Source organism: Neptuniibacter sp. QD37_6, from assembly GCF_047778085.1.
Lineage (GTDB): Bacteria > Pseudomonadota > Gammaproteobacteria > Pseudomonadales > Balneatricaceae > Neptuniibacter.
In genome coordinates this window covers 3,000,251-3,013,812 of record NZ_CP180550.1, presented here as the reverse complement: position 1 = coordinate 3,013,812, position 13,562 = coordinate 3,000,251, and the positions used below count along the sequence as shown (strand labels likewise).

At 45.6% G+C, this 13,562-nt stretch carries 11 protein-coding genes and 4 tRNA genes; 14 read left to right on the top strand and 1 reads right to left on the bottom strand.

Annotation, left to right across the window (positions count from 1 at the left end; translation table 11 throughout):
• The first annotated feature begins 16 nt into the window (after window positions 1-16).
• The 14 genes from pncC (at window position 17) to ACMXYO_RS14385 (ending at window position 12,196) form a co-directional block, all read left to right on the top strand.
• Complete coding sequence (gene pncC / locus ACMXYO_RS14450; protein WP_415885806.1) at window positions 17-493, top strand: nicotinamide-nucleotide amidase; 477 nt, start codon at window positions 17-19, stop codon at window positions 491-493.
• 105 nt (window positions 494-598) lie between these two features.
• Window positions 599-1,642, top strand: coding sequence for a recombinase RecA (gene recA, locus ACMXYO_RS14445; RefSeq protein ID WP_415882421.1), 1,044 nt, complete (start codon window positions 599-601; stop codon window positions 1,640-1,642).
• A 68-nt stretch (window positions 1,643-1,710) separates the two neighbouring features.
• Window positions 1,711-2,175, top strand: coding sequence for a regulatory protein RecX (locus tag ACMXYO_RS14440; protein WP_415885805.1), 465 nt, complete (start codon window positions 1,711-1,713; stop codon window positions 2,173-2,175).
• Window positions 2,176-2,468: 293 nt separating this feature from the next.
• Window positions 2,469-5,024, top strand: coding sequence for an alanine--tRNA ligase (alaS, locus tag ACMXYO_RS14435; RefSeq protein ID WP_415888109.1), 2,556 nt, complete (start codon window positions 2,469-2,471; stop codon window positions 5,022-5,024).
• A 16-nt stretch (window positions 5,025-5,040) separates the two neighbouring features.
• The gene (locus ACMXYO_RS14430) at window positions 5,041-6,276 is read left to right on the top strand and encodes an aspartate kinase (protein ID WP_415885803.1); all 1,236 of its coding nucleotides are present in this window, start codon (window positions 5,041-5,043) and stop codon (window positions 6,274-6,276) included.
• A gap of 150 nt (window positions 6,277-6,426) precedes the next feature.
• Complete coding sequence (gene csrA, locus ACMXYO_RS14425) at window positions 6,427-6,615, top strand: carbon storage regulator CsrA (protein ID WP_415882418.1); 189 nt, start codon at window positions 6,427-6,429, stop codon at window positions 6,613-6,615.
• A gap of 61 nt (window positions 6,616-6,676) precedes the next feature.
• A tRNA-Ser gene (locus ACMXYO_RS14420) sits at window positions 6,677-6,766 on the top strand.
• Between the two features lie 9 nt (window positions 6,767-6,775).
• Window positions 6,776-6,852 (top strand) — tRNA-Arg (locus ACMXYO_RS14415).
• A 30-nt stretch (window positions 6,853-6,882) separates the two neighbouring features.
• Window positions 6,883-6,959 (top strand) — tRNA-Arg (locus tag ACMXYO_RS14410).
• 22 nt (window positions 6,960-6,981) lie between these two features.
• A tRNA-Arg gene (locus ACMXYO_RS14405) sits at window positions 6,982-7,058 on the top strand.
• Window positions 7,059-7,121: 63 nt separating this feature from the next.
• Entirely contained in the window at window positions 7,122-8,585 is a 1,464-nt protein-coding gene (gene thiI, locus ACMXYO_RS14400) for a tRNA uracil 4-sulfurtransferase ThiI (protein ID WP_415885802.1), read from the top strand.
• 223 nt (window positions 8,586-8,808) lie between these two features.
• On the top strand, window positions 8,809-9,045 hold the full coding sequence (locus ACMXYO_RS14395; RefSeq protein WP_415885801.1) for an OadG family protein: 237 nt from the start codon (window positions 8,809-8,811) through the stop codon (window positions 9,043-9,045).
• Between the two features lie 56 nt (window positions 9,046-9,101).
• A complete protein-coding gene (gene oadA, locus ACMXYO_RS14390; protein WP_415882414.1) occupies window positions 9,102-10,880 on the top strand; it encodes a sodium-extruding oxaloacetate decarboxylase subunit alpha in 1,779 nt (592 codons plus the stop codon).
• Window positions 10,881-10,891: 11 nt separating this feature from the next.
• The gene (locus ACMXYO_RS14385; RefSeq protein WP_415885800.1) at window positions 10,892-12,196 is read left to right on the top strand and encodes a sodium ion-translocating decarboxylase subunit beta; all 1,305 of its coding nucleotides are present in this window, start codon (window positions 10,892-10,894) and stop codon (window positions 12,194-12,196) included.
• Window positions 12,197-12,382: 186 nt separating this feature from the next.
• On the opposite strand, the gene ACMXYO_RS14380 is transcribed toward ACMXYO_RS14385, so the two are convergent.
• A complete protein-coding gene (locus tag ACMXYO_RS14380; protein WP_415885798.1) occupies window positions 12,383-13,306 on the bottom strand; it encodes a histone deacetylase family protein in 924 nt (307 codons plus the stop codon).
• Between the last annotated feature and the right edge of the window lie 256 nt (window positions 13,307-13,562).

The window sequence follows — 13,562 nt, the reverse complement described above, 5'->3', positions numbered from 1 at the left end:
AATAGGGTGGATTAATATGCAATTACCACTGACGGATATCGCTGAAAAATTACAGGCAAAAAAATTTTTTATCGCAACAGCCGAATCATGCACTGGTGGCTGGATTGCACAAGAGGTAACTGCAATACCTGGTAGCTCTGCGTGGTTTGATTGTGGCTTTGTTACATACAGTAATGCCTCTAAGCAAAGGGCACTTGGTGTATCAACAGATACCTTAGAGAAATATGGAGCCGTGTCTGCTGAGGTAGTAGCGCAAATGGCGGAAGGTGCTCTTAAGAATAGTGGGGCGCATCTATCTGTGGCAACGAGTGGTATTGCAGGGCCGGATGGTGGAAGTGAAGAAAAGCCTGTAGGTACTGTATGGTTTGCCTGGGCAGAACAAAGTAAACCAGTTAGAACAAAAAAATACTGTTTTGAAGGTGATCGTGAATCAGTTCGAAAACAAGCAGTTAGCGTGGCGTTGGAAGGGATTTTGCAGAACTTATCTGATTGAGGGTTGCAATCCGGAAAACTTGTGAAATAATACTGTCCATACATACAGTATTTTGCGCAGTGATAAGATGCGCACAATGTGAATTCAGAGAAAGTAGGGTCGAAGATGGACGCAAATCGCAAAAAAGCATTAGACGCAGCGTTAGGTCAAATTGAAAGGCAGTTTGGTAAAGGCGCAGTGATGCGTATGGGGGACCAGCCTCGTGAAGCGATTCCATCAGTTTCTACTGGCTCCCTTGGTCTAGATATCGCGCTTGGCATAGGCGGATTGCCGTATGGCCGTATCGTTGAAATTTATGGTCCTGAATCTTCTGGTAAAACAACGCTGACATTGCAGGTGGTTGCTGAAGCTCAGAAACAGGGCAAAACCTGTGCCTTTGTTGATGCTGAGCATGCCCTAGATCCTATCTATGCAGAGAAGCTAGGTGTAGATGTGGATAGTCTGCTGGTTTCACAGCCAGATACAGGTGAGCAGGCGCTAGAAATTACAGATATGCTAGTTCGATCTAACGCAGTTGATGTAATTATTGTCGACTCTGTAGCTGCTTTGACTCCGAAGGCAGAGATCGAAGGTGATATGGGTGATTCCCATGTTGGTCTTCAGGCTCGTTTGATGTCTCAGGCGCTACGTAAGTTGACGGGTAATGTTAAGAGCTCTAACTGCTTGTTGGTATTCATTAACCAGATTCGTATGAAGATTGGGGTTATGTTTGGTAACCCTGAGACTACAACGGGTGGTAATGCGCTTAAATTCTATTCATCTGTTCGTCTAGACATCCGCCGTACTGGTGCGGTTAAGAAAGGTGATGAGGTCGTTGGTAACGAGACGCGTGTGAAAGTTGTGAAGAACAAAGTTTCACCGCCGTTCCGTCAGGCTGAGTTCCAGATTATGTATGGTGAAGGTATCTACCATATGGGTGAAGTTATCGACCTAGGTGTTAAAGAAGGTTTGGTTGATAAGTCGGGTGCTTGGTATGCCTACAATGGCGATAAGATTGGTCAAGGTAAGGCCAATGCATCTAAATTCTTGGAAGAAAACCCTGAGATTGCGAATGAAATTGAAACAGAACTTCGTAATCGCTTGCTTTCGACGCCTGCACCGAAAGAAGATGACGCTGAAGATAAAACTGAAAGCCTAGATCTAATTTAAGGCGCTAAGTTAGCACAGTAAAACCTCCGTCTATAGATGGAGGTTTTTTCGTTTAAAGAGGGTTGGTTATGGATGAAAATCCTAATAAAGAGGCATGGAACAAGGCAATTCAGTTACTGTCACGGCGCGAATATTCTTATAAAGAACTAAGCCAGAAGCTGGCCCGTAGTATTGAGGGGGCGGATCTAGATAGTGTCTTGCAAAGTCTAGAAGAGGACGGGTACTTATCTGATCAGCGCTTTTGTGAAAGCTTTGTGCGTATGAGAGTGGGGCAAGGGCATGGTCTTATTAGAATTCGATTTGATTTAAAACAGAAGGGTATAGCTTCGGAATTGCTTGCTAGTTGCCTCGAGGGTTTAGATATAGATTGGTTTGTCCAGGCAGAGGAGCTTTATCGGCGCAAATATAGAGAGTCTCTAGCGGATAAAGATTTTAAAGAGCGTAGTAAGCGCATGCGCTTTATGAGTCAGCGTGGATTTTCCATAGATGAGATTCAGTTTGCTATAGAGCAAGTTGCGAACGATGAATGTTGAGATGTTATCGTTATAGATTTCAAAGGGTTAGGTTTTTCTCTGCCTGCAGTTAAGCAGGTTTTTTCTTCGCAATACAGATAATCGCTACCTACCTTAATCTAAAATCAAACAGATTATTCTTTGTCTATTTAGTACGAATAGGCCCATTTCTGAAAAAGATTCGAACAATTTTCGCTCACGATATATAATGTCGCGCCCATAATTTGTGGTGATTTTGCGCTGTTGGTAGGCAAGTGAGGCTTGCCGATGGCTTTACCAGAATGGATACGCATACGGTTCATCTAATGAAATATATGACAAGTGCCGAGATTCGTCAGGCTTTTCTAGATTACTTTAACCAGCAAGGACATGAGGTTGTAGCAAGTAGCTCCCTTATTCCTGCTAATGATCCTACCCTGATGTTTACAAATGCGGGGATGGTACAGTTCAAAGATGTGTTCTTGGGCACAGATAAGCGCAATTACACACGAGCGACAAGCTCGCAGCGATGCGTGCGTGCTGGTGGTAAGCACAATGACCTTGAAAACGTAGGTTATACAGCGCGTCACCATACTTTCTTTGAAATGCTTGGAAACTTTAGTTTCGGTGATTATTTTAAGAAAGATGCAATCAACTATGCTTGGACGTTTCTGACTGAAACGTTAGGCCTTCCAAAAGAGCGCCTGTGGGTGACGGTTCACCATTCTGATGAAGAAGCTGAGCGTATTTGGAAAGAGGAAGTTGGCGTAGATCCAGAACGTTTTTCTAAACTAGATGAAGATAACTTCTGGTCAATGGGTGATACAGGCCCATGTGGTCCATGTACTGAAATCTTCTTTGATCATGGTGCTGACGTGTGGGGTGGTCCTCCAGGTAGCCCTGAAGAAGATGGTGATCGCTATATCGAAATTTGGAACGTTGTATTCATGCAATACAACCGTAGCGCTGATGGTGAAATGACACCACTTCCAAAGCCATCTGTTGATACAGGTATGGGCCTAGAGCGAATTGCGGCAGTTATGCAGAATGTTCACTCTAACTACGAAATTGATATGTTCCAGAATCTGTTGAAAGCCACTGCTGCGGCTGTTGGTACGTCAGATATGGATAATAAATCTCTACGTGTAATTGCTGACCATATCCGTTCTTGTTCCTTCCTCATTGTCGATGGTGTGCTGCCATCAAACGAAGGTGCAGGTTATGTTTTACGTCGTATCATCCGTCGAGCTGTACGTCACGGTAACAAGCTAGGCGCTAAAGGTGCTTTCTTTAATCAGCTTGTGGCTGCGTTAGTGAAGGAGATGGGTGAAGCTTATCCTGAGCTAGCTGAGAAGCAGGCTCAGGTTGAGCGTGTTCTTCTTAAAGAGGAAGAGCAGTTTGCGAAGACGCTTGATCACGGTATGCGTTTGTTGCAGGAAGCGATTGATAATCTGAATGGCAATGTTATTCCAGGTGAAACAGTATTTAAGCTATATGATACTTACGGTTTCCCGCATGACCTTACAGCTGATGTTGCTCGTGAGCATGAGCTAACGATTGACGAAGAAGGCTTTGAGCGTGAGATGGAAGCTCAACGTGAGCGTGCTCGTGCAGCAGGCAAATTCTCTGTTGATTACAACGATGCTATCAAGCTTGATGGTGAAACTAGCTTCACCGGTTATGAAAATCTTGCTGGCGAAGCATCTTCAGTGGTTGCCTTATTCAAAGAAGGTGAATCTGTAGATGAACTTACAGCCGGCGAAACTGGTTTAGTGGTTCTTGATGAAACACCTTTCTATGCTGAATCTGGTGGTCAGGTAGGTGATACAGGTGTATTAACTGCTGTTAACGGTTCCTTTGCAGTTAATAACTGTACGAAAGAGGGTAAAAACAACCTGCATCACGGTGCTGTCGAAAATGGTTCTGTGAAAGTGGGCGACAAGGTTGCTCCTCAAGTTGATTCTGAGCGCCGTCAGGCGATCGCGCTGAACCACTCTGCTACTCACTTATTGCACGAAGCGCTTCGCGTAGTTCTAGGTGAGCATGTACAACAGAAAGGTTCATTGAATGATGATCAGCGTCTGCGTTTTGACTTCTCTCATTTTGAAGCGGTGAGTGCTGAGCAGATCGCTGAAGTTGAGAAGATGGTTAACGATCAGATCCGTCTGAACACAGAAGTCGTAACTGAAATCATGGAAATTGAGGCTGCCAAAGAGAAAGGTGCAGCGGCTCTTTTCGGTGAGAAATACGACGATGTAGTGCGAGTACTTTCGATGGGTGATGATTTCTCTATCGAGCTTTGTGGTGGTACTCATGCTAAGCGTACAGGCGACATTGGCCTTCTTAAAATTACTTCTGAAGGTGGTGTGGCTGCCGGTATCCGGCGTGTTGAAGCCGTAACCGGTCCTGTAGCGCTGGATTATTTTGCGGATCAAAAAGCGCAATTTGAGCAGAAGCTTCAAGACCAGCAAGCGAAGAATCGTCAGCTTGAAAAAGAGCTTGAGCAGATGAAAGCTAAACTAGCTGCTGCTAAGGGTGCTGATCTAATCAGTAACGCAGTGGACGTTTCTGGCGTTAAAGTGCTAGCAGCTCAGCTAGAGGGTGTAGAACCTAAAGCCTTGCGTGACACAATAGATCAGTTGAAAAATAAGCTGGGCAGCGGTGTTGTTGTGTTGGCAACCGTGGCTGATGACAAAATTGCTTTGGCTGCAGGTGTGACTAAAGATCTGACTGGTCAGATTCGCGCTGGTGATTTGATTAAAGAGCTTACAGCTAAGCTGGGCGGTAAAGGTGGTGGTCGTCCTGATTTTGCTCAGGGTGGTGGTACAGATCAAGCTGCTCTGCCTGCTACGCTGGAGTCTGTAACAGCTCTAGTCGAGGCTGCTCTATAACGATTTAGGTGCACGCATGGCGCTTTTTGTTCAAAAATATGGTGGAACCTCTGTCGGGACTGTTGAGCGTATAGAAGCAGTCGCAGACAAGGTTGAGGGTTTTAAGCAGCAAGGGCACGATGTTGTTGTTGCTGTATCCGCTATGAGTGGTGAGACGAACCGTCTTATCGCGTTAGCTAAAGATATACAGTCAAAACCTAATGCTCGTGAAATGGACGTATTGGTCTCCACCGGAGAGCAAGTCACCATTGCTTTGCTTTGTATGGCATTGGAAAAGCGCGGTGTGCCTGCTCGTTCTTATACGGGCAGTCAGGTCAAAATTCTTACGGATAACTCGCATACCAAGGCTAGGATCCAAGATATAGAGGTTTCCTCTATTAAATCAGATCTAGAAGCTGGGCGAGTCGTTGTTGTGGCGGGATTTCAGGGGGTAGACCCTGATGGCAATATCACCACGCTCGGTCGTGGCGGCTCTGACACAACGGGTGTTGCGCTAGCTGCGGCACTGAAAGCTGATGAGTGTCAAATCTATACTGATGTAGATGGTGTATATACTACCGATCCGCGCGTAGTATCGAGTGCTAAGCGTCTAGAGCAAATTACATTTGAAGAAATGCTCGAGATGGCAAGCCTTGGGTCTAAAGTATTGCAGATCCGTGCCGTTGAATTTGCAGGAAAATATAAAGTGCCGTTGCGGGTTCTTTCGAGCTTTGAGGAAGGGCCGGGGACTCTAATTACCGTTGAGGGTGATTCAACCGTGGAAAAACCAGTTATTTCAGGTATCGCGTTTAACCGCGATGAAGCTAAGTTGACCGTAATGGGTGTGCCTGATGTTCCTGGGGTTGCATCACGAATTTTAGGTCCGATCAGTCAGGCAAACATAGAAGTTGATGTTATCGTGCAGAATGTTGCTGCTGATAATACAACGGACTTTACCTTCACTGTTCACAGAAATGATTATGATGCGGCAGAAGCGGTCCTTGAGAAGGTGTCTGCTGAGCTGGGTGCACGTGAAGTAGTTGGTGATAATCAGATTGCTAAAGTATCTATCGTGGGTGTGGGTATGCGATCCCATGCTGGCGTAGCGAGTAAAATGTTTGATGCTTTGGCTGAAGAGAATATTAATATTCAAATGATTTCTACATCTGAGATTAAGGTCTCAGTTGTGATTGCTGAAAAGTATTTGGAGCTGGCGGTGCGCTCTCTGCACACTGCTTTTGATATGGATGTTGATGATTCGGTTAGTGAATAACCGTTCATAATGGTTATTAGAAAAAGCTAGTCTATAGTTAGGTTAGCTGTTGTTGTATAGGCAGCGTTCTGGCAGGGATTTGGATGAATGCCAGTATGTGTTCTACCGTTTAGGTGGAGTGGCCTGGGAAGTACTAAGGAGATTCTACACATGTTAATTCTTACTCGCCGTGTTGGCGAAACACTTATGGTTGGTGACGATGTCACTGTCACTGTGCTTGGTGTTAAAGGTAATCAGGTGCGTATTGGTGTTAATGCACCTAAAGATGTATCCGTGCATCGAGAAGAGATCTATCAGCGTATTCAGCGTGAAAAGGCCGAAGAAGGAAATAAAGCGTAATTTTTTTCAAACTTTGCTTTTCTTTTGATAATCACTTGGTTATAGTACGCGCCGTTGTTTAGGTGAGCTGGCCGAGTGGCTGAAGGCGCGCCCCTGCTAAGGGCGTATAGGTTTACCCCTATCGAGGGTTCGAATCCCTCGCTCACCGCCATTTTGATGTGCGCCCGTAGCTCAGCTGGATAGAGTACCTGGCTACGAACCAGGCGGTCAGAGGTTCGAATCCTCTCGGGCGCGCCACTCAAAAAACAACGGTTTATTTTCTTGGATGCGCCCGTAGCTCAGCTGGATAGAGTACCTGGCTACGAACCAGGCGGTCAGAGGTTCGAATCCTCTCGGGCGCGCCACTCCAAAGAAAATTTCAGATATGCGCCCGTAGCTCAGCTGGATAGAGTACCTGGCTACGAACCAGGCGGTCAGAGGTTCGAATCCTCTCGGGCGCGCCATCTGTAACTCTACCTTCCTACACTTTATAATACTCGTCCTAATTATTTTTTGAGCTCGTTGCTATGAAGTTCTCTATTCGTTTGTTTCCAGAAATTACCATTAAAAGTCGCCCTGTGCGTAAGCGTCTAATTCAGCGTTTGCAGAGCAATTTGCAGAATATGACACGCCGTATTGATGAGCAGATCAAAGTAAAAGGTCAGTGGGACAAGCTGGATGTAGAGTGCGTTAGTGCAAGTGCAGAGATCATCGAGCAGGTGGTAGATCTTTTAGGTCGTACGCCAGGGATTCATAGTTTTATCGAAGTGACTGAGTACCCGCTTGGCGATTTTCATGATGTTTATGAGAAAGCACATGCGATCTATGCAGAGCAATTGAAAGGTAAAACCTTCAAAGTGCGTGTTAAGCGCTCTGGTAAGCATGACTTCCGTTCGATTGACGTCGAACGTTATGTGGGTGGTGGTTTAAATCAGCACGCCGATACCGCAGGCGTGAATGTACATAAACCAGATGTTTATGTTGATCTAGAGATCCGTAATGAAAGTCTCTATGTAGTAACGAATACCTATAAAGGTTTAGGTGGCTTCCCTCTAGGTACACAAGATTCCACGCTTTCGCTCATTTCTGGTGGATTCGACTCCATAGTCGCAAGTTACATGTCTATGCGTCGTGGTTGTAAAACTCATTTTGTTTTCTTTAACTTGGGTGGGCATGCGCACGAAATTGGTGTGAAGCAGGTTTCTCTGTATTTGTGGCAAAAGTATGGTTCTTCTGCACGAGTGAAGTTTATTACGATTCCTTTTGATGAAGTGGTTGGTGAGATTCTGCAATCCGTACATCATTCCTATATGGGTGTCGTATTGAAGCGCATGATGATGCGCGCCGGTGAGCAGGTCGCCGATAAAATGAAAATCGATGCCTTGGTAACGGGTGAAAGTATTGCTCAGGTATCTAGTCAAACCTTGCCAAATCTATCCATTATCGATGCGGCTACTGAAAAGCTAGTTGTGCGACCGCTAGTGACAATGGATAAGCAGGATATTATCGATATCACCCGTGAAATCGGTGCTTATGACTTCGCTAAAAATATGCCCGAGTATTGTGGTGTGATCTCTGACCGTCCAACGACCTGTGCTAAGAAGGATCGTGTGGAAGAGGAAGAAGCTGATTTTGATTTTGATGTACTTGAACGTGCGCTTGAGCGTCGTCAGGTGATCAGCATCGATGAGATTGAGGAGGATGTAAATATCCATGCTGAGGTTGAAGCATTAACCAAAGTTGCTGAGAACCAAGTTGTTGTAGATATTCGCGCGCCGCATGAGCAAGAGAAAAAGCCGCTGAATATTCCTGGATGTGAAATTCAGTTGATTCCGTTTTTCGCTTTAGGTGCTGCTGCTGACGAATTTGAAGAAGGTAAGGAGTATCTTCTTTATTGTGAAAAGGGTGTTATGAGCCAAATGCATGCCCATCAAATGCAGGAGCGTGGCTTTAGTAATGTAAAAGTTTATCGCCCTGGAAAGAGTGAATAACACCATATTTCCCTGAATATGGATCAAAGGTTGTAAGCAAATTTTGATCCATATCCTCCCTTTGACCGAAAAATCCCCTCTAATTATTGCCTGGAGTAGACTTTTCGGGTTTAATTATGGTCCATTTGCAACCAGTACATCCGTCAGTGAAAGCCTAATTATTAGGTGGCCAAAAGCCATATCTGACGTATGGGTTTCGATAAGTACAGGAGCATCCATTAAAATGGAAAATCTGCTATCAGAAGGCCTTGAATTAATGGTCTTTGGTATGGGCTTCGTTGTTGTCTTTCTTACTTTGTTGGTATTCGCTACTTCAGGAATGTCCAAAGTGGTAGTCAAGTTTTTCCCTGAAGCACCAGCGCAGCCAAAAGCAAAAAAGACTGCACCAGCGCCAGCTGGAAATAACAATGATGAGTTAATTGCTGTCATGACAGCTGCGGTTCACAAACACCGTTCGTAAATAAGAACGGCTCAATAACGAATAAATCTGCATTAATCGACAGAAGGCCATTACCCATGACCGACGCAAAGAAACCACTTGGCATTACCGACGTAGTTCTGCGTGACGCACACCAGTCGCTATTCGCTACGCGTATGCGAGTTGAAGACATGCTGCCGATCGCGGAAAAGCTAGATAAAGTAGGCTTTTGGTCCCTAGAAAGCTGGGGCGGCGCAACATTTGACTCATGTATTCGCTTTATCGGAGAAGATCCGTGGGAGCGTATCCGCTTGCTTAAAAAAGCAATGCCAAACACAAAACATCAGATGCTCCTGCGTGGACAAAACCTACTAGGTTACCGTCACTACGCTGATGATGTTGTAAACAAATTCTGTGAGCGTGCTGCTGTAAACGGCGTAGACGTATTCCGTATCTTCGATGCGATGAACGATCCGCGTAACCTTGAAACTGCAATCAAAGCAGTTAAGGCAACAGGCAAACACGCTCAAGGCACTATCTCTTACACTAAGAGTCCAGTTCACACGATCGATAACTGGGTTGCATATGCAAAAACTCTTGAAGATATGGGCGCTGATTCCATCAACATCAAGGATATGTCCGGTATCCTGACGCCATACGATGCATTTGACCTAGTTTCTCGTCTAAAAGCTCAGACTGATCTAGAAGTTCAATTGCACGCTCACGCGACTTCTGGTCTGTCTGATATGACAATCCTTAAGTCTGTTGAGGCAGGTATCGACCGTGTTGATACTGCTATCTCTTCTATGTCTATGACATACGGCCATACGTCTACTGAATCTGTAGTGGCTGCATTGGCAGGTACTGATCGTGACACAGGTCTAGATATCAATCTTCTAGAAGAGATTGCTGGCTACTTCCGTGAAGTACGTAAGAAGTACGCTAAATTTGAAGGTTCTCTACGTGGTACAGACTCTCGTATCCTAGTTGCTCAGGTACCTGGTGGCATGTTGACTAACATGGAAAACCAGCTAAAAGAGCAGGGTGCTGCAGATAAGTTCGATGAAGTACTAGCTGAGATCCCACGTGTACGTGAAGACCTAGGTCTGATCCCACTAGTAACGCCAACGTCTCAAATCGTTGGTACTCAGGCTGTGATCAACGTCCTAATGGGCGAACGTTACAAAACTATCTCTAAAGAAGTTCAGGGTATTCTGAAAGGTGAGTACGGTGCAGCTCCTGCTCCTTACAATGCTGACCTTCAAGCTCGTGTATTGGATGGTGGTGAAGCAATCACTTGTCGTCCTGCTGATCTGCTTGAACCAGAAATGGACAAGTTGGTAGGCGAGCTGAAAGACCTTGCTGCTGAGAAAGGTATTGAGCTAACAGAAGGCGAGAACGAAATTGATGACGTTCTAACTTATGCTCTATTCCCTCAGGTTGGCTTGAAATTCCTTGAAAACCGTAACAACCCTGATGCATTTGAACCTGCACCTACATTAGAGGACGCACTAGCAATGGCTGCACCTAAAAACACTGGTCCACAGACTTACACTATCTCTGTTAACGGCCAAAACTACGTTGTACAAGTAACTGAAGGCGGTGATATTTCTGCTGTAGCTCCGGCTGCTGCTGCGGCTCCAGCTGCTGCTCCTGCAGGCGCTGGTGAAGACGTTCCAGCTCCATTGGCTGGTAACATCTGGAAAGTACAGGTTGCTCCAGGTCAGGCTGTTCAAGAAGGTGATGTTCTAGTAATTCTTGAAGCGATGAAGATGGAAACAGAAGTACGTGCTGCACGTGCTGGTACTGTTTCTACTGTAGAAGTTAATGAAGGTGACGCTGTACAGGTTGGCGACACTCTATTGACTCTAGCGTAAGGTACTGTTTGATGGATAAGCTAATCGACCTGTTTCTTGCCTCTGGTGCTTACAACATCAGTGGTGGTCAGATCGTAATGATTTTAGTTGGCCTTTTGCTTCTGTTCTTGGCCATCAAAAAGAATTTCGAACCGCTACTACTTGTGCCAATCGGTTTCGGTGGCATCATGGCGAACATTCCAGAAGCTGGCTTAGCATACACAGCTGTAGAAAATGCTGTGCACTTTGCTGTTCCGGAAGTGATGAATGGTTTGGCTTCTGCGCTAAGTATCACTAGCACTGATCCAAAAGAAATTCTGTATGCCTACCACAACACTGCTTCAGCTGCTCAGATTCAAGATGCAATCAACGTAGCTAAAGATGGTGGTTATGCGAATGGCATGCTGTACAACTTCTATAGCGTAGCGATCGGCTCTACAGCTGCTCCGTTGTTGATCTTTATGGGTGTTGGTGCAATGACAGACTTTGGTCCGTTGTTGGCTAACCCACGTACCCTGTTCTTGGGTGCGGCTGCTCAGTTCGGCATCTTCGCAACTGTACTAGGTGCGGTTGCAATGTCTTCTATGGGCATCATGGACTTCAACATCCAAGAAGCAGCGGCAATTGGTATCATCGGTGGTGCTGATGGTCCAACTGCGATCTATGTAACTAGTTTGCTAGCTCCACACCTATTGGGTGCAATTGCGGTAGCTGCATACTCTTACATGGCGCTAGTTCCTCTGATTCAGCCACCAATTATGCGTGCGTTGACCACAGAAGCTGAGCGTAAGATCCAGATGAGCCAGTTACGCCACGTAACTAAGCTTGAGAAGATCCTATTCCCAATCGTACTGTTGATCCTAGTGGCGCTATTGCTTCCAGATGCAGCACCTCTGTTGGGTATGTTCTGTTTCGGTAACTTGATGCGTGAGTGTGGTGTGGTAGATCGTCTAAGCGATACTGCTCAGAATGCTCTGATCAACATCGTTACAATCTTCTTGGGTCTATCTGTAGGTTCTAAACTTTCTGCTGATAAGTTCCTGGATCTTGAAACGCTAGGCATCATGGCGCTAGGTATTGTTGCATTCTGTATCGGTACCGCTGCTGGTGTGATCATGGCTAAGATTATGAACAAGATGATGGGTGGCAACGCAATCAACCCACTAATCGGTTCAGCAGGTGTATCTGCGGTACCTATGGCGGCACGTGTATCTAACAAGATTGGTCTTGAGTATAACTCTCAAAACTTCCTGTTGATGCATGCGATGGGTCCAAACGTTGCTGGTGTAATCGGTTCTGCGATTGCAGCGGGCGTAATGATCAAGTTCGTGAGCTAATTATCAGCTTGTATTGAACTAAAAAAGGCTGCCATTGGCAGCCTTTTTTGTTTCATTTAAAGAGGTGCTATTCTGTCTAGCCTCTAGCCTCTAGCCTCTAGCCTCTAGCCTCTAGCCTCTAGCCTCTAGCCTCTAGCCTCTAGCCTCTAGCCTCTAGCCTCTAGCCTCTAGCCTCTAGCCTCTAGCCTAATGCCCGGCGAATACTTCTAAATGAGCTTGTACACTAAATGCCAAGGAAACAGGGTTGTAACCGCCTTCTAGAACCGAAACAACGCGGTTTTGGCTGTAAGTGCGAGCTGCGTCTAGGAGCAACTGAGTAACCCAGCGATAGTCTTCTTCATTAAGCTTAATATCTGCCATAGGGTCTTCATGATGAGCATCAAAGCCTGCAGATATAATGATCATATCTGGCTTATGAGCTTGGATGGCAGGTAGCCAGCGCGACTCAACAAGTTTACGGAATACTATGCCGTCGCTATGAGCATCCATAGGGCAGTTAATGATGTGGTCGCGCACAAAGTCGCAGTAACGCTCTGGATAGAAAGGATGCTGGAATGTTGAGCAAACTAGCACTTCTGGCCTGTCTTTAAAGATATCTACGGTGCCGTTGCCTTGGTGTACGTCGAAATCAAAGATAGCAACGCGTTCTATGCCTGGCTGCTGTAAAGCATGCATTGCTGCAATGGCTGCATTGTTATAAAAGCAAAATCCCATCGCATTGTTATGCTCGGCATGATGGCCAGGTGGGCGCGTAGCACAAAAAGCGTTTTTAGATTTGCCGCTAATTACCCTGTTTACTGCCATAACGGCAGAGCCTGCGGCTAAACTGGCTGCATGTAAGGAGTGAGGACAAAGGGCTGTATCTTCGTCGGTATACACAACGCCTTGTTCAGGTAGCTTCATCTCCAAGCGTTTTTGATGGAGGTGAGCATGGGCAAGTTGTACTTGTTCAGGTAATACGTGTACGGATTGGATTTGTTCAAGATCCTGCATTAGGCCCGTTTTTTCCAATACTTTCTGGATGGCTACCAAGCGAATTGGGCTTTCAGGATGTTCTGGGCCCATATTGTGTAGGCCGCAATCTTCATGAGTGATAAATGCAGTAGTCATAAGTACGCTTTTTTATAAGTTTTGTTTAGTTTACCTGAAACCCAAAAAGCAGGATCTCATTACATCGTCTCAATACCTCAAGCCTACACCTTGGAGTTAGATATTTCTTGATCTGGATCATTAGTGTTTGTATGCCCTCGGGATAGGATGGTTGTCACAGCATAGAACTGTCTTGGCATCGAGTGTTCACCCTACACCCGGTGCTTTTTTTTGTTTGCAGGAAATGCTTTTGTCATAACGAATAGGCTTTTATACT